The organism is Nonomuraea sp. ATR24, assembly GCF_041950485.1.
GTDB classification, from domain to species: domain Bacteria; phylum Actinomycetota; class Actinomycetes; order Streptosporangiales; family Streptosporangiaceae; genus Nonomuraea; species Nonomuraea ceibae.
On sequence record NZ_JBGNUU010000006.1, the window covers coordinates 23,728 to 38,962 of the forward strand.

The following is a 15,235-nucleotide window of genomic DNA, read 5'->3' on the forward strand; positions in this document are numbered from 1 at the left end:
CTTCGGGGGGTCCGTGCGGGGAGAGGGCGGCCGCCCGGCCTCGTGGCGGGGCCGGACGGCCGTACGGGTCGGGGCCGTCAGAGCGGGCGCACGTCCAGGCCGTAGGAGACGCGGTCGATCCACCAGGGGCCGCAGCTCGCCGAGCTCCACTGCCCGGTGTTGGTCGTCACCCAGGCGCCGTCCCGGCGGCCGTTGACGCACTGGACGTAGGCGCGGAACTCGTAGGCGGGGCCGCTCGTCGCGCACCGGGCGGAGAACGAGTTCCCGCCCCAGCCGTATTCACAGTCGCCGGCCGCCGACGCCGGGCTCAGCAGGCCCGACCCGACGGTGACGGCTCCTGCCGCGAGCACGGTCGCGGCCAGGACACGCAGGGTTCTGGTCATACCTCTCCTTGTGCTGGTGACGGTCGCCCCGAGTGAATTGCTTAGGAAACTTTCCTAATCGAAAGATACGCGCCGACCAGGGCCCGTCAACCCCCGCGCCACCCCTTTCCGACCCCTCTCCTGCCCCCTCTCCGGAGCCGACGACAATGGGGGACATGACACGTGCTGTGTACGTCGCGGCGGGCGAGGCCGGGAGCAACAAGGCGACCGTGGCCCTGGGGCTGGTCGAGCTGCTGTCCCGGCAGGTCGGCGCCGTGGGCGTCTTCCGCCCCGTGGTCCGGGCGGGCCGCGAGGACGCGCTGGTCAACACCGTCAGGAGCCGCTTCCAGCTCGCCCTGCCGTACGGGGCCTGCGCGGGCGTCACGTACGACGACGTGCACGACGACGTCGAGCGCGCGGCCGGCGAGATCGTGGCCCGCTACCGCGCCCTCGCCGGGCGCTGCGACGCGGTGGTGGTGATCGGCACCGACTACACCGACGTGGGGGCGCCGACGGAGTTCGGCTTCAACGCCAGGCTGGCCGCCGACCTGGGCACGCCCGTGATCAACGTGGTCAGCGGGCGGGGCCGCACCGCCGCGCAGATCGCCGCGGCGGTCGAGCTGTCGACCCGGGAGCTGGCGCAGCACCACGCCCACGAGCTCGCCGTCGTGGTGACCCGGGCCGCGCCGGGCACGCCCGCCGTCGGGCACCGGACGCCGGTGTTCGTGCTGCCGGAGACCCCCTCGCTGCGCGCGCCGACGGTCGCCGACCTGCTCGACGCGTGCGACGGGAAGCTCTTCCTCGGCGAGCGGGAAGGGCTCGGCCGCGAGGCGAGCAGCCTCATGGTCGGGGCCATGTCGCTGCCCGGCATCCTCGACCGCTACACCGAGGGCGCCGCCGTCATCATCCCCTCCGACCGGGCCGCCGCCCTGCTGCCCGGTCTGATCGCCGCGCACACCTCGCCCGGCTTCCCGTCCCTGTCGGCCGTGGTGCTCACCGGCGGCACGGACCTGCCGGGGCCGGTCGACCGGCTGCTGCGCGGCATGACGATCCCGCTGCCCGTGATCGCCGCCGACCACGACACCTTCGAGACCGCCACCAGGCTGTCGGCCGTGGAGGGCCGCTTCACCCCCGAGGCCATCGGCAAGATCGACACGGCGCTGCGGCTGTTCGCCGAGCACGTGGACGGCCCGCTGCTGCTCGACCGGCTCGCCATCGCCAAGACCGACGTCGTCACGCCCCTGATGTTCGAGTACGAGCTGCTGGACCGGGCCCGCGCCCGGCGCAGGCACATCGTGCTGCCCGAAGGGGAGGAGCCCCGCATCCTGCGCGCGGCCGACATCCTGCTGCGCCGCGGCGTCGCCGAGCTCACCCTGCTCGGCGACGCGGAGCGGATCAAGGTCCAGGCCGGTCAGCTCGGCCTCGACCTGACCGGCGCCAGGGTGCTCAGCCCGTTCGACCCGGACCTGCGCGAACGCTTCGCCCGCGCGTACGCCGACGCCCGGGCGCACCGGGGCATGACCGTCGAGCTGGCCCGCGACGCCGTCACCGACGTGTCCTACTTCGGCACGCTGATGGTCCACACGGGCATGGCCGACGGCATGGTGTCCGGCGCGGCCCACACCACCGCCCACACCATCAGGCCCGCCTTCGAGATCCTGCGCCTGGGCCTGGTCTCCAGCGTGTTCTTCATGTGCCTGGCCGACCGGGTGCTCGTGTACGGCGACTGCGCGGTCAACCCCGACCCGAGCGCCGAACAGCTCGCCGACATCGCGATCGCCTCGGCGCGCACCGCCGCGTCGTTCGGCGTCGACCCCAGGATCGCCATGCTGTCGTACTCGACGGGCGCCTCGGGCGCGGGCGCCGACGTCGACAAGGTGCGCGCCGCCACCGAGCTGGTCCGCGAGCGCCGCCCCGACCTCCCGGTGGAGGGGCCGATCCAGTACGACGCCGCGGTGGACCCCGCGGTGGCGCGGGCCAAGATGCCCGACAGCCGGGTGGCCGGCCGGGCCACGGTCTTCGTCGTGCCCGACCTGAACACCGGCAACAACCTCTACAAGGCCGTCCAGCGCAGCGCGGGCGCCGTCGCGGTCGGGCCGGTCCTCCAGGGGCTGCGCAAGCCGGTCAACGACCTGTCGCGCGGCGCGACGGTGGCCGACATCGTGACCACCGTCGCCGTCACCGCCGCCCAGGTGAGCGACGAGCCCCCCGAGCCGCACGAGCCGCCCAGGTGAGCGGCGAGCCGCACGAGCTCACGCGCCGGACGGCCGCACCAGCGCGAGGGTCTGGGAGGCGATCTCCCACTCCTCGTCGGTGGGGACGACCAGGACGGCCACCTCGGCGCCCGGCGGCGACACCGCGCGCTCGCCCTCCCGCGCCGCCTCGTTGAGCGCGGCGTCCACGGTCACGCCGAGCCGGTCGAGCCCCGCCAGCGATTCGGCGCGGGTGGCGGCGTCGTGCTCGCCGATCCCGCCGGTGAACACGATCGCGTCCACGCGGCCGAGCAGCGCGTAGTAGGCGCCGACGTACGTGCGGATGCGCCGGGTGTAGACGTCCAGCGCCAGCCGGGCCGCGTCGTCGTCGCGGGCGCGCACCTCGCGCATGTCGCCGGACCCGGCCAGCGCCAGCAGGCCGCCCTCGTGGGTGAGCGCGCGCTCGACCCGCTCGGCGTCCAGCCCGGCCGCCCGCGACAGGTAGCCGGCCAGGGCCGGGTCGACGTCGCCGGAGCGGGTGCCCATGACGAGCCCCTCCAGCGGCGTCATCCCCATGGACGTGTCGACGCTGACGCCGCCGGAGATCGCGGTGGCGCTGGCGCCGTTGCCCAGGTGCAGCACGATCAGGTCGAGCTCGGCGAGGTCGCGGCCCAGCACGGCGGCCGCGCGCCGCGACACGTAGGCGCAGGACGTGCCGTGGAAGCCGAACCGGCGCACGCCGAACCGCTCGCGCCACTCGCCCGGCACCGCGTAGGTGTACGCCTCGGGCGGCAGCGTGCCGTGGAAGGCGGTGTCGAACACCGCCACCTGCGGCACCTCGGGGAACACCTCGCGGGCGAGCCGGATGCCGGTCAGGTTGATCGGGTTGTGCAGGGGCGCGAGCGGGGCGAGCTCCTCGACGGCGGTGATGACCTCCTCGTCGATGAGCACGGCCGAGGTGAACCGGGTGCCGCCGTGCACCACCCGGTGCCCGACCGCGACCGGCGCCGGCTCCGGGCCCGCCTCGGCGAACGCCGCCATCATCGCCGCCAGCCCCTCGGCGTGGTCGCGGAAGCGCCGCTCCACGACGTACGGCGGTGCGTCCCCGCGACGGTGGGTCAGCCGCCCCCGCTCCTCCCCGATGCGCTCGACGAGCCCCTTGGCGGCGCGCTCGCGCGTGTGCGGGTCGACGAGCTCGTACTTGATCGAGGAGGAGCCCGTGTTGAGGACGAGAATGTGGTCGGCCATGGGGACGAGCCTATTTCCGCGACGGCGGCCCGCCCCCGGCGGCCCGTCTCAGGTGGCCGTCTCAGGTGGCCGTCTCAGGTGGCCGTCTCAGGTGGCGGCCTCGTTGAGCGGGCGCCCGTACGTCTCGGGCGCCAGGAACGCCGACGCCACCACCCCCACGCCGCAGAACGCCCCCAGCAGCACCATCGTCAGCGAGATCCCCGCCCCGTCGAGCAGCGACGGCACCACGAACGTGCCCAGCACGGCGCCGATGCGGCTGGCCGCCACCCCGATCCCGAAGGCGGTCGCCCGGATCTCGGTCGGGAAGATCTCGTTGGGGTAGATCCACTGCAGGATCGTGGGGCCGCCGATGGCCAGTGCGTAGACGCCGGCGAGCAGCAGGATGACGGGCGGCGGCGCCTGCGCGAGCACGCCGAGCAGCACCAGGCAGCCCGAGGCCACCGCCATCGGCCAGATGAGCAGCGTCCTGCGTCTCATCCGGTCGGCGACCAGGGTCGCCACCACGCAGCCCAGCAGCAGCAGCCCCCCGACGGCGACGCTGGAGGCGCGGTCGTCGCTGATGCGCAGCGCCTGGAGGATCTGCGGCGCGAAGGCGTAGATCGCGTACAGCGGCGTCACCGAGCACGTCCAGAACAGCGCCACGAACACGGTGCGGCGCAGGTACACGCCCTGGAAGACGGTGCGGAACCGGGTGGGCGCCCGCCGCTCGCCGACGCCGTCGAGATCGGCCGACTCGCCGTAGACGCGGCGGGTGACGGCCAGCGCCTCGCCGCCGCGGCCCTTGGTGATCAGCCAGCGCGGGGACTCGGGCGTCCCGATGCGCAGCACGAACAGCACCGCCGCCACCAGCGCCGGCGACATGAGCAGCCACCGCCACGCGTCCGGCCCGAACCCCATCACCCACAGGCCGAGCAGGTACGCCAGCGCGTTGCCCGCCGACCACATGACCGTCTGCAGGCCGATGAGCGTGGCCCGCGACCGGCGCGGGGCGAACTCGGCCAGCAGCGAGGTGGCGATGGGGTAGTCGGCGCCGATGGCGACCCCGAGCAGCAGGCGCAGCACGAGCAGCTGCTCGGGCCCGGTGACGAAGAACTGCGCCCCGGAGAAGATCGCGATGGCCGCGATGTCCAGCGTGTACATGAGCTTGCGGCCCACGAGGTCGGTGACGTACCCGAAGACGAACCCGCCGGCGAACAGGCCGAGCAGCGCGGAGGCGGCCAGCGCGCCCTGCCACAGCTCGTCGAGCCGCCATTCGGCGGTCATCGGAGGCAGCGCGAGCCCGATGACGCCGAGCGCGAGGCCGTCGAGTAACGGCCCGCCGGAGCAGAACAGGGCCAGCCTGCGGTGGAAGGGCGTCATGGGGGCGTCGTCGATGACGTTCGCCGCCCGGGTCTCGTTCGTGGTCATGGGCTGCTCCGATCGGAGTGGGCCGCGTTCCTGTTCCTGGCGGCGTTGGCGTACCAGAACAGGGCGGCCAGCACGAGGCCGAGCGCGGCGAGCGAGACGAAGGGGTTGTCCAGCACCCGGATCGGCAGATCCCAGCCCATCGACCTGGGCAGCGCGGCGGAGAGCCCGACCAGGGCCTCGCCGGTGATGAGCCCCGAGCAGACCAGCACCGCCCGGTCGTGCGCGACGTCCTCGGCGCCGGGCTCGCCCGACCGCCGGCCGGCCCGTTCGAGCGCGTGGGCCAGCAGCCCGCCGACGAGCAGCGGCAGCGACAGGCTGAGCGGCAGGTAGATGCCGATCGCGATCGGCATCACGTAGATGACGGCCCCGCCGGTCACGCGGCGCAGCACCTGGTCCAGGACGATCAGCGCGACGCCGATCCCCGCGCCGGTCCACAGCATCCCCATCGGGACCGAGCCCCGGGTGAAGACCGCGTCGGCGAGGTTGGCGAAGATCACCGCCTGGGGCGCCTTGAGCGTGTCGCTGCCCTCCCCGCCGATGCCGTACCCGGCCAGCAGCAGGACCACGATGGGGGCGACGACGAAGGCGAACACCCCGACGCCGAACAGCTGCGCGAGCTGCACCCGGCGCGGCGTGCCGCCGAGGATCGCGCCGGTCTTGACGTGCTGCGCGGTGTCGCCCGCCGTCGCCGTGGCGGTGCAGACGAACACCGCGATGAGCAGCACGCACAGCACCACGCGCGAGTCGGCGCCGGCCCGCAGCAGCGTGAAGATCAGGGACGCGGCCAGGAACCCGCAGATCGCCAGCCCCGAGATCGGGTTGTTGGAGTTGCCGACGAAACCGACCACGTAGCCGGACACCGCCGAGAAGAAGAACACCAGGACGACGGCGACCACGGCCGACAGCGCCGCCAGCGCGACCGAGCCGACCATGGACCACACGAAGGCGAAGATGCCGAGCCCGGCCAGCGCGACGCCGCCGACGACCCAGCGCATGCCCAGGTCGGTGTCGGTCCGCTCGGTGGCGGCCCGCCGGCCGGGGCGCAGCCCGGCGAACGCGGTCCTGGCGCCCCGGGCGATCGACGTCCGGGCCTGGACGATCGACCAGCAGCCGCCGACGATCATCGCGCCGATGCCCAGGTAGCGGATGTGGGAGGCCCAGGTGTCCCAGGCGAGCGTCACCAGCGACCCGCCCGCGGCCGGCACGTCCGCCAGGAGCGGGATGGCGACCAGCCAGGACAGCACGCCCCCGGCCACGATCATCACCGTGAAGCGCAGCTTGACGATGAGACCGACGCCGACCAGCGCCAGCGAGATGTCCATGCCGCCGTAGAACACCCTGCCGCCGATCGCGACGGCGCCCTCGACCGTGCCCGAGATCACCTGGACGACGCTGGACAGGACCTTGAACACGGCGCCGGCCAGCACCGCGAGCCCCGCCGGCAGCAGGGTGCCCCGCCCGTCCTCCCCGGCCTCGGCGATCTTGGCGGCGGCCACGCTCTCCGGATAGGTCAGCTCGGGCGACTCCACCGTGAGCGAGCGGCGCAGCGGGATCATGAACAGGACCCCGAGCAGGCCGCCCAGCGCCGCCGCGAGGCTGACCTCCCAGTAGTCCAGGTCCTGCCTGACCCCGGCGAGCACCAGCGCGGGCAGGGTGAAGGCGACGCCCACCGCCAGCGCCTCGCCGGAGGAGGCGATGGTCTGCGCCAGGTTGTTCTCCAGCACGGTCGCCCGTTTCGCCCGGACGCGGATCAGCCCGGTGCAGATCAGCGCCGCGGGGATGGCCGCCGAGATGGCCAGCCCCGAGTACAGCGCCAGGTAGGTGATGGCCGCCGTCATGACGAAGCCGACAGCGAATCCGATCCCGACGGACCGTACGGACAGCTCCGAACGCTCGCCCAGCTCCTTCACGCGCATCCTTTCGTGGTGCTTGAACAGATCCGTGCTGCCGAACCGCCGGCGCGGTCCCTACTCGACCTTCAGGCGCACCAGCTCGTGCACCGCCTCGGCGTCGCGTTCGAGCTGCGCCCGGTCCTCGTGGACCAGCCGCACCAGGCCCCACGCAGACCCCAGGTCCACCGTGACCGGCCAGTAGCCGCCCTCCTCGGCGATCAGCCGCACGCCGTCGTACGACTCCAGCCGGCTGACCTCCTCCAGCCCCTCGAACCCGCTCACCCGGCCGGCGCGGTCGTTGATCAGGCAGCACATGTTGTAGTGCCGGTGGAAGACGTGCGGCTCGGCGTTGTCGTACTCGCCCAGGAAGATCTGGATGTTGTCGCGGTACCAGCTGCGGCCGGTGCACTTCTCGGCCATCAGCGGGGTGCCCGCGCCCGGCAGCCGGTTGTTGATCTCCAGGGCGCGCGGCCCCCGCGAGGTGAGCTTGTACTCGGTGTCGTTGATCCCGTAACGCACGTCGACCGCCGTGTTGAGATCCTGGATGTACGGCAGCGCCTCCAGCACCCCGGGATCGTCCAGCGGCAGCGACCGGAAGTTCCGGTAGACGCTGGGGCGCCCTTCCCGCTGCAGCTTGTCGTACTTGGCGGCCGAGACCAGCAGGCCCCGCCCGCCGTTGTGCAGCAGGTTCATGAAGTACTCGTCGCCGTCCAGGTACTCCTCGGCCAGCACCGAGCCGAAGCGCCTGTCGTACAGGTCGGGCAGGCTCGTGATCGCCGCGAACGCCTTGGCGACCTCCCGCTCGTCGGTGCAGACGAAGACGTTCGACGCGCCGGTGGAGGCGTTCGGCTTGAGCACCACGGGATACCCCTGGCGCTCGGACCACTCCACCACGGACTCCACCCGGTCGGACTCGTGGAAGGCCGCGCACGGCAGCCCGTGCGCGTTCCAGCGCTCCTTCATCGCGCGCTTGTTCACCCGGGCCGCCAGGCTCTCGACCGGGTTGCCGATCAGGCCGAGCTCGCCGGCGAGCAGATCGGTGATGTCGAGCGCGACCTGGGTGCCGGGGATGACGGCGGCGACCTGGCGGGAGGCCAGCAACGCCACCGTCTCCCCGATCGAGCGGTGCTCGTGGATCTCGTCGTAGTCGTCGGGCTGGAAGGTCTGCACGACGTACGAGGCGGTGTACTCCTGGCTCAGCACGGCGATCACGGACAGGCCGAGGGCCTTGCCGGCCTCCCCGTACGACGCCCCGCTCGCCACCGGGTCGACGACCGCTATCGTCCGGCGGTGTCCCGTCATCCCATGACCTCCTTGTTGTGACACGAACGCTGGTGACAGGAGCCCGTCAGGACACGAACTCGAAGTAGCCGTTGGGGGAGTAGTCGTAGCCGGCCCGCTTGAACCGCTCCGCGGGCATCGGGAACCCGGCCTCCAGATACCGTTCGAGGAAGTAGGCGCCCTCGCGCGAGTCGATGCCGATGCTCTTGGCGAGCGTGTCGTCCTCGACGTCCTGGGCGCGGGCGTACTCCACGAGCGTGTTCTTCATGCCGCTGCCGTCCGGCATGCGGATCTTGGGGCGGTTCGTGATGTACGCCGGCAGCCGGTCCTTGAAGGCCTCGCGCAGCAGCCACTTGTCCACGCCGCCGCGCAGCTTCATCTCCATCGGCACGCTGTAGGCGAACTCCAGCAGGTGGCGGTCCATGAACGGCACCCGGGTCTCGACCGAGTTCATCATGCTCGACCGGTCGACCCGCTGCAGGTCCGTACGGTGCAGGTTCGCCACCCGGTAGCGCATCAGGTCCACCGGGTCGTGGTGGTGCCGGAACAGGTCGTACCCGGCCATGACCTCGTCGCTGCCCTCACCGCACAGGGCGAGCTTGAAGCCGTGCCGCTTGGCCAGCTCGAAGGCGAAGTAGCCGACGCAGGTGTCCATGACGTCGATGGCCTCGAAGAACTCCGCGCCGTAGACGATGTCGGGGATGATGTCGACCAGCGCGTCCCGGTTGAGGTGCGCCACCACGTGCGGGATGTCGTGCTCCTGGCAGTAGCGCCGGGCGACCTCGATGTCGGCGGCCCCCTCGAACCCGATCGTCAGCGCCGTGACCGCCGGGTGGTGCAGGCGGGCGCTGGCCAGCACGGCCGCGCTGTCGATCCCGCCGCTGAAGGTGACCGCGACCGGCAGGTCGGTGTCGACCTGCCGCCTGACCGCGTCGTCGAACAGCTCCCGGTAGCGCGCCACCATGTCCCGCTCGGGCAGGTCGCACGGCGTGTCGTCGAGCTCGTGGTAGCGCGTGACCCCCCGCTCGGTGAGGTAGCTGCCCGGCGGCAGCGTCCGGATCTCCCCGGGCACCCCGAGCAGGCACTTCTGCTCGGAGGCGAACCGGTACACGCCGTCCGACACCACGTAGTAGAGCGGCTTCATGCCGACGTGGTCGCGGGCCGCCAGGAAGGTGCGCCGCTCGCTGTCGAAGACCACGAACGCGAACATGCCGTTGAACCTGCCGAGCATGTCCGGGCCCCACTCGGCGTAGGCCTGCGCGATCACCTCGGTGTCCGAGGTGGTCCTGAAGCGGTGCCCGAGCCGCTCCAGCTCGCGCCGCACGTCCTGGAAGCCGTACAGCTCGCCGTTGTAGGCGACCCAGATCCGGCCGTGCTGGTCGGACTGGGGCTGCTGGGCGTGCTCGCGGTCCACGATGGCCAGCCGGTTGGCGCCGAGGGCGGCGCCCACCTCCGAGCGCCGCTCGGCGAAGCACTCCGGGTCGCCGCGGTGCCAGATCTTCGCCAGCATCGCGATGAGCTCACGGTCGCGCGCCGCCAGCCGATGGGCGTCCTCGGCGACGACCCGGGGGTCGATGATCGCTGCGATTCCGCACAAGGTGATCTCCTCCTCCGTTACGCGTCGACCGTCGCGCCGAGGCGCTGCAGGTCATCGAAGAACCGGGGGTACGTCTGCGCCACGTACTGCGGGTCCTTGATCGTCAGCCCGGTACGGCTGCGCAGCGCGACCACGCTCATCGCCATGACCACGGCGTGGTCGTAGTGGCTGTCCACGGTGACGCCGCCGGGCACGCCGGCCGGCGAGCCGTGCACGATCAGCTCGTCCCGCTTCTCGTCGCAGGCGATGCCCGCGCGCTCCAGCTCCCGGCGGAAGTCGCTGATGCGGTCGCACTCCTTGTAGCGGATGTGCTCGATGTTGTAGAAGCGGCTCGTGCCGTCGGCGTGGGCGGCCAGCGCCGCCAGCGGCAGCACGGCGTCCGGCGCCAGCGAGCCGTCGAAGTCCAGCGGCCGCAGCTCGCCGCCGCCCTGCACGCGCAGCGTCGAGTCCTCCTCGGTGACGCTGACGCCGATGTCGCGCAGGTAGGCCAGCACCCCGTCGAGCTCCTCGAGCCGGTGGTGCCGCAGCTCCACCGTCGAGTCGACGCAGGCGGCCACGGCGAGCAGCGCCGCGGTGCTGGCCGGGTCGCTGCCGCAGACGTAGTGCGCCGGCTGGTAGGCGGTGGCGGCCGGCACCCGGTAGCTCATCATGTCCTCGCTCGCGGCGACCTCGACCCCGGCCGAGCCGAGCACCGTCAGCGTGGTCCGCACCATCGCCTTGGCCTTGAGCTCGTCCGGGACGCGCACCGACAGGGCGTCGTCGAGGAGCCCGCCGAGGAAGAGCAGGCCGCTGAGGAACTGGGAGCTGCGCCGGCCGGAGATCTCCACCTCGCCGCCGTGCGCGGCCGAGCCGTCGAGCGTGATCGGCAGGGTGCCCTCCTCGCCCGCCTCGACCACGACGCCGAGCGCCCGCAGCGCGTCGACCATCTCCTGGTTGGCCCGGCGGCCGAGGGAGTCGAGGTACGGCGTCATGAACGTGATGCCGCGGTTGCGCGCGGCGGCGCCCATGAGCAGGCGCAGCACGATGCCGGAGTTGCCGGGGGAGAGGGTCACGCCGTCGTGGAACCTGCCGGGGCCCTCCACCTGGAGGCGGCCGGGCTCGACGTGCGTCAGGCGCGCGCCGAGCTCCTGGCAGCACTCCATCATCGCCTTGACGTTGTTGCTGGAGGCGACGTTGTCGATGACGCTCGTGCCGGGGGCGAGGGACGCGGCGAGCACGGCCCTGGCCGAATAGCTCTTGGAGGCCGGCGGGACGACTTCGCCCTTGAGCACCTTGGCCGGGTGGACATGAAGCTGCTTGTACTGGAGGAAATCCATGGTCCTTCTCAACTCGTCTTCGACGGATCCGTCGTGAGCCCGGCGGCCGGCGCCTGGGTGCGGCCGGCCGCCCGGGGTGATCTGGCGGTTCTGCTGGAGCTAGTTGGCGACCTGCACCCGCGTGTGGCCGGTGACGACGCGCACGCCCAGGCCCTCCATGACCTCCAGGTAGTCGGGGAAGCTCGCGTGCAGGTGCTGCACTCCCTCGATGGACGTCGGCCGCCGCGCGCCGAGCGCGGCGGTGGCCAGGCTCAGGAAGATGCGGTGGTCGCCGTGGCTGTCGACGGTGACGCCGCCGGCCGGCGCCTGCCGCCCGGCGGTGGCGAACCCGTCCACCTCGCCGTCGGCGCCGTACGTGGGCTCGATCGCGCAGCCCATCCGGCGCAGCTCCCCGATCATCACCGAGATGCGCGGGCACTTGTGGTTGTTGACCTGAGCCGCGTTGCGCAGCGTCACCTTGGCCTCGACGAACGGCGCGATCGCCGCGAGGGTGGGGACGACGGTCGGGATGTTGCCGCCGTCGATCTCTATCGAGGCCGAGCCGGGCGAGGTGCGCCGCAGCCGCAGCTCGCCGCTCACCCTGTCGTGCTCGGCACGCACGCCCAGCGCCTCCAGCACCTCGAAGAACTCGGCCTCCGAGCTGAGCGAGGAGCGCTGGTAGCCGGCGACGGCGATCTCGCCGTGGTCGGCCGTGGCCACCGCGCCGGCCAGGTAGGAGAGGGCGGTGAAGTCGGAGGCCACCCGGTGGATGCGCGACTGGTAGGCCGACGGGGTGATCGTGAACGACCGCCCGTCCTGCTCCACGACCGCGCCCTGCTCCCGCATCATCTGCAGGGTCAGGTCCACGTACCCCTGCCCGACCGGGTCGTCGGTGCAGTCCACCCGGATCGCGCGGCGGGCCAGCGGCGCGACCAGCAGCACCGCCGTCAGCACCTGCGAGCTGTGCCGCGTGTCGACGGTGGTCCGGCCGCCGAGCCGGCGGCTGCCGTGGATGCGCACGCGCAGCCGCCGGGAGTCGCTGACGTCCTCGAACCGGCCGCCGAGGTCGCCGATGAACCCCATGTGCTCGCGCACGGGGCGGGCGAACATCGAGGTGTCGCCCTCGATGACGGTCTCGTGGCTGGACAGGCAGGCCAGCGCGGCGAGCGTACGGAAGTTGAAGGCCGAGCCCGCCACGGGCACCGGCGCCCGGCCCGCCCGCAGCGACCGGCCGACCCCCGACACGATCAGCTTGCCCGCCTCGTCGTGCAGCACGTCGAGGCCGAACTGCCGGGCCGCCGTGAACAGCTTCTCCGCCTCCGAGCTCCACGCCGGGTTCACGATGATGCTCGGCGCGTTGGTCAGCAGGCCGAGCAGAATGGCGCGCTGCATGTGCGGCTTCGAGTACGGCAGGCGCCCGGTCCCGCCGATGCCGCGTCGTGCCGGATGTATTTCCACCAGGCGCATCGTCGCGCTTCCCTCTTTTCCGGTCATCATGATTCCGCGGTGCCCGGTAGTATCGCGGTCGCGGTGATTTCGACGAGGAACTCCGGCTTCACCAGGGCGACGGCCACCGTGGTGTTCACCGGCGTGATGTGCCCGAAGTACTTCTGGAACGCCCGGGCATAATCGTCGAAATGGGCGAAGTCGGTGAGGTGCGTGGTGGTGCTCACGACGTCCTCGAGCTCCGCGCCGAGGCGGCGCAGCGAAGTCTGAATTTTCTCGATGATGAATTCCGTCTGGGCGAACGCGTCGTGGCCGACCGCGTTTCCCTCCCCGTCGGCGGCGACGGTTCCCGCGATGAACACCTGGTTTCCGATGCGGACGCCGCGGGAGTATCCCATCTGCGGTTCCCAGGGCGACGCGCTGAAGATGATCTTCTTCTCGGACTGCCGGTCCGCTGCTGCTGTTGCGGTGTTTTCCATGCTCAACCGTCTGACTTCCCTTGTGAGGTGGTGTTTTCGGGCATGCGTGGGCCCGAGATCGGATAATGCGCGGTGAAAACTGAGTACGGCAGGCTCGCGCCGCCGCCGCGCAAAAGAGAAGTGTTTCCGGCGAAATGGGTTCCCTACGTCATGGGAGCAATTCCGGAGCCCCCCGGCTCCACCCGTCGCCGTGTGGCGCGATCATGCAAAGGAAGATCGCTGGTATTTCCCCCGATGTGCCTCCAGTGCCTTGCCGCCCGCTTTCCTTTGGCTACATAAGTACATGCGGAGACATGAGTCAAGGGTCACTCTTCCGGCTTTTGCCCGGCTCAACATCGACATCGGGGCGGAGTGGCGAGAAAGCGCATGTGGAAGGGCGGTCCGGCACCCGGTTTCGCCGGAGGAGAATGATTTCGGACGGTGACTTACCGGGAAAAGACTCGTCCGGACCGCCCGTGTCGGATCGGCAGTCAGGCCGGGAGACGGCGAGAATATTTCTTATAATCTTCCGCCGGCGGCCACCTCCGATCCTCCGGACGATCGGACACGTCACCGCGGCAGGGCCGCGCCGGTCCCCGCCGGGCGGGGTATGCCGGGAGTGACCCGCTCGGGACCAATGGCCGGACCTTCCGGGACTTCCTCCTCCTGTGCCGTGCGGGCCGCCGGGGCGAGGCTGGCGGCGAGAGCCGGCAGGCAGTGAGGAGACGTGAGATGGCCGATCGGATCGTGGTGGGCGTGGACGGGTCCGCGCCGGCGGCCGCGGCGGTGGAATGGGCGGCGGCCGACGCCCAGCGGCGCGGGCTGGACCTGCGGATCGTGCACGTGTGCGGGCACGAGACGGACGCCGGAGAGACGCTGGAGATCGCCGCCGACCGGGCGCTCGCGCTGACCCGCGACGTCGAGGTGACCACCGAGTCGCTGCCCGGGCACGCGGCCGACCGGCTCATCGGCGAATCCGCGACGGCCGACAGCCTGGTGCTCGGCAGCCGCGGGCTCGGCGGGTTCACCCGGCTGCTGGTCGGCTCGGTGAGCGTCGCCGTGGCCGGGCACGCCGCCGGGCCGGTCGTCGTCGTCCGCGCCCCGCGCGTGGTCGAGCACGGCAGGGTCGTGGTCGGCTACGACGGCTCGGAGCACTCACATGCCGCCATGGAGTACGCCGTCCAGCAGGCGCGCGCCCGCCAGGCCCAGCTGCACGTGGTCACGTCCTGGCAGATGCCGCCGTTCTTCTCCTCGCACGCCGTCGCGTACACCGGCCTGATCGAGGAGGCGATGGAGGACGAGATGCGCATGGCGCGCGAGCGCGTGACGCCCTGGCGGCTGGCCAACCCCGGCCTCGTCATCACCGACGAGCAGTCGCGCATCCACCCGATCTCCGCCCTCGTCGAGGCGGCCGAGTCGGCCGACCTGGTCGTGGTGGGCTCGCGCGGGCGGGGCGGCTTCGCCTCGGCGCTGCTCGGCTCGGTCAGCCACGGCGTGCTCCACCACGCGCCGTGCCCGGTCGCCGTGGTCCGGCCGCGCCCATGAGCCCCGTCGCGCTCGTGCTCTACGAGTCCCGGTACGGCAGCACGCGGCTGATCGCCGAAGCGGTGGCGGAGGGCCTGGCCACCCGGATGCCGGCCGAGGCGCGCGAGGCCGCCGCCACGCCCGCCCGCCTGGGGGAGGACGTCACGCTCCTGGTGATGGGCGCGCCGACGCACGCCTCCCCGATGAGCCGGGCGCCCGTCCCGCGGGGCGGGGGCGTGCGGGAATGGCTGGCCGCGCTCGACCCGCCGCCGGCCACGCTCGGCTCGGCCGCCTTCGACACCCGCGTGGGCAGGCCCCGCCTGCCCGGCTCGGCCGCCCGCGCGCTGACCAGATCGCTGCGGCGGCTCGGCGTCAGGTCCGTCGCCCCGGCGCGGAGCTTCGCCGTCACCGCCGCCCAGGGCCCGCCGGCCGAGGGCGAGCTGGACCGTGCCAGGCGATGGGGTGAGACCCTCGCCGCCCGGCACCTACCGGCGGAGCAGGACGCCGCGACCGCCTCCGTGCGCGGCTGAGCC

At 72.2% G+C, this 15,235-nt stretch carries 12 protein-coding genes; 3 read left to right on the top strand and 9 right to left on the bottom strand.

Going from position 1 to position 15,235, the window contains the following annotated elements; translation table 11 throughout:
* Window positions 1-77: 77 nt before the first annotated feature.
* Window positions 78-383 (bottom strand): hypothetical protein, encoded by a 306-nt coding sequence (locus ACBI99_RS17310; RefSeq protein WP_219511016.1) that lies wholly within the window; start codon window positions 381-383, stop codon window positions 78-80.
* A 155-nt stretch (window positions 384-538) separates the two neighbouring features.
* Here ACBI99_RS17310 and pta point away from each other — a divergent pair, with 155 nt between their 5' ends.
* Entirely contained in the window at window positions 539-2,596 is a 2,058-nt protein-coding gene (gene pta / locus ACBI99_RS17315; RefSeq protein WP_375072701.1) for a phosphate acetyltransferase, read from the top strand.
* Between the two features lie 18 nt (window positions 2,597-2,614).
* Here the strand turns inward: pta and ACBI99_RS17320 are convergent, their stop codons facing one another.
* From ACBI99_RS17320 to ACBI99_RS17355, 8 genes are all read right to left on the bottom strand, one after another.
* On the bottom strand, window positions 2,615-3,802 hold the full coding sequence (locus ACBI99_RS17320; protein ID WP_357593627.1) for an acetate kinase: 1,188 nt from the start codon (window positions 3,800-3,802) through the stop codon (window positions 2,615-2,617).
* An 87-nt stretch (window positions 3,803-3,889) separates the two neighbouring features.
* Complete coding sequence (locus ACBI99_RS17325) at window positions 3,890-5,209, bottom strand: MFS transporter (protein ID WP_357593629.1); 1,320 nt, start codon at window positions 5,207-5,209, stop codon at window positions 3,890-3,892.
* Window positions 5,206-7,119: an OPT family oligopeptide transporter gene (locus ACBI99_RS17330; RefSeq protein ID WP_375072702.1), complete on the bottom strand. Its 1,914-nt coding sequence runs from the start codon at window positions 7,117-7,119 to the stop codon at window positions 5,206-5,208. Before ACBI99_RS17330 ends, ACBI99_RS17325 begins: the two co-directional genes overlap by 4 nt.
* A gap of 57 nt (window positions 7,120-7,176) precedes the next feature.
* On the bottom strand, window positions 7,177-8,403 hold the full coding sequence (locus ACBI99_RS17335; protein WP_219511028.1) for an ATP-grasp domain-containing protein: 1,227 nt from the start codon (window positions 8,401-8,403) through the stop codon (window positions 7,177-7,179).
* Between the two features lie 46 nt (window positions 8,404-8,449).
* On the bottom strand, window positions 8,450-9,979 hold the full coding sequence (gene asnB / locus ACBI99_RS17340; RefSeq protein WP_375072703.1) for an asparagine synthase (glutamine-hydrolyzing): 1,530 nt from the start codon (window positions 9,977-9,979) through the stop codon (window positions 8,450-8,452).
* Window positions 9,980-9,996: 17 nt separating this feature from the next.
* Window positions 9,997-11,295, bottom strand: coding sequence for a 3-phosphoshikimate 1-carboxyvinyltransferase (gene aroA / locus ACBI99_RS17345; protein WP_219511033.1), 1,299 nt, complete (start codon window positions 11,293-11,295; stop codon window positions 9,997-9,999).
* 99 nt (window positions 11,296-11,394) lie between these two features.
* Window positions 11,395-12,771 (bottom strand): hypothetical protein, encoded by a 1,377-nt coding sequence (locus ACBI99_RS17350; RefSeq protein WP_357593633.1) that lies wholly within the window; start codon window positions 12,769-12,771, stop codon window positions 11,395-11,397.
* Window positions 12,768-13,199 carry a RidA family protein gene (locus tag ACBI99_RS17355; RefSeq protein ID WP_357593635.1) on the bottom strand — a complete coding sequence of 144 codons (432 nt, stop codon included), beginning with the start codon at window positions 13,197-13,199 and terminating at the stop codon, window positions 12,768-12,770. The genes ACBI99_RS17350 and ACBI99_RS17355 overlap by 4 nt, the downstream gene beginning before the upstream one ends.
* Window positions 13,200-13,910: 711 nt before the next feature.
* Between ACBI99_RS17355 and ACBI99_RS17360 the strand changes: the two genes are divergently transcribed.
* Together ACBI99_RS17360 and ACBI99_RS17365 are read left to right on the top strand one after the other, a co-directional pair.
* Complete coding sequence (locus tag ACBI99_RS17360; protein ID WP_357593637.1) at window positions 13,911-14,723, top strand: universal stress protein; 813 nt, start codon at window positions 13,911-13,913, stop codon at window positions 14,721-14,723.
* Window positions 14,720-15,232, top strand: coding sequence for a flavodoxin (locus ACBI99_RS17365; RefSeq protein ID WP_357593639.1), 513 nt, complete (start codon window positions 14,720-14,722; stop codon window positions 15,230-15,232). The genes ACBI99_RS17360 and ACBI99_RS17365 overlap by 4 nt, the downstream gene beginning before the upstream one ends.
* Window positions 15,233-15,235 lie beyond the last annotated feature (3 nt).

What these genes read in the sequence shown, in the direction of transcription:
- ACBI99_RS17310 (WP_219511016.1), bottom strand. Translation starts at nt 383, where the DNA reads ATGACCAGAACCCTGCGTGTCCTGGCCGCGACCGTGCTCGCGGCAGGA.
- pta (WP_375072701.1), top strand. Translation starts at nt 539, where the DNA reads ATGACACGTGCTGTGTACGTCGCGGCGGGCGAGGCCGGGAGCAACAAG.
- ACBI99_RS17320 (WP_357593627.1), bottom strand. Translation starts at nt 3,802, where the DNA reads ATGGCCGACCACATTCTCGTCCTCAACACGGGCTCCTCCTCGATCAAG.
- ACBI99_RS17325 (WP_357593629.1), bottom strand. Translation starts at nt 5,209, where the DNA reads ATGACCACGAACGAGACCCGGGCGGCGAACGTCATCGACGACGCCCCC.
- ACBI99_RS17335 (WP_219511028.1), bottom strand. Translation starts at nt 8,403, where the DNA reads ATGACGGGACACCGCCGGACGATAGCGGTCGTCGACCCGGTGGCGAGC.
- aroA (WP_219511033.1), bottom strand. Translation starts at nt 11,295, where the DNA reads ATGGATTTCCTCCAGTACAAGCAGCTTCATGTCCACCCGGCCAAGGTG.
- ACBI99_RS17350 (WP_357593633.1), bottom strand. Translation starts at nt 12,771, where the DNA reads ATGATGACCGGAAAAGAGGGAAGCGCGACGATGCGCCTGGTGGAAATA.
- ACBI99_RS17355 (WP_357593635.1), bottom strand. Translation starts at nt 13,199, where the DNA reads ATGGAAAACACCGCAACAGCAGCAGCGGACCGGCAGTCCGAGAAGAAG.
- ACBI99_RS17360 (WP_357593637.1), top strand. Translation starts at nt 13,911, where the DNA reads ATGGCCGATCGGATCGTGGTGGGCGTGGACGGGTCCGCGCCGGCGGCC.
- ACBI99_RS17365 (WP_357593639.1), top strand. Translation starts at nt 14,720, where the DNA reads ATGAGCCCCGTCGCGCTCGTGCTCTACGAGTCCCGGTACGGCAGCACG.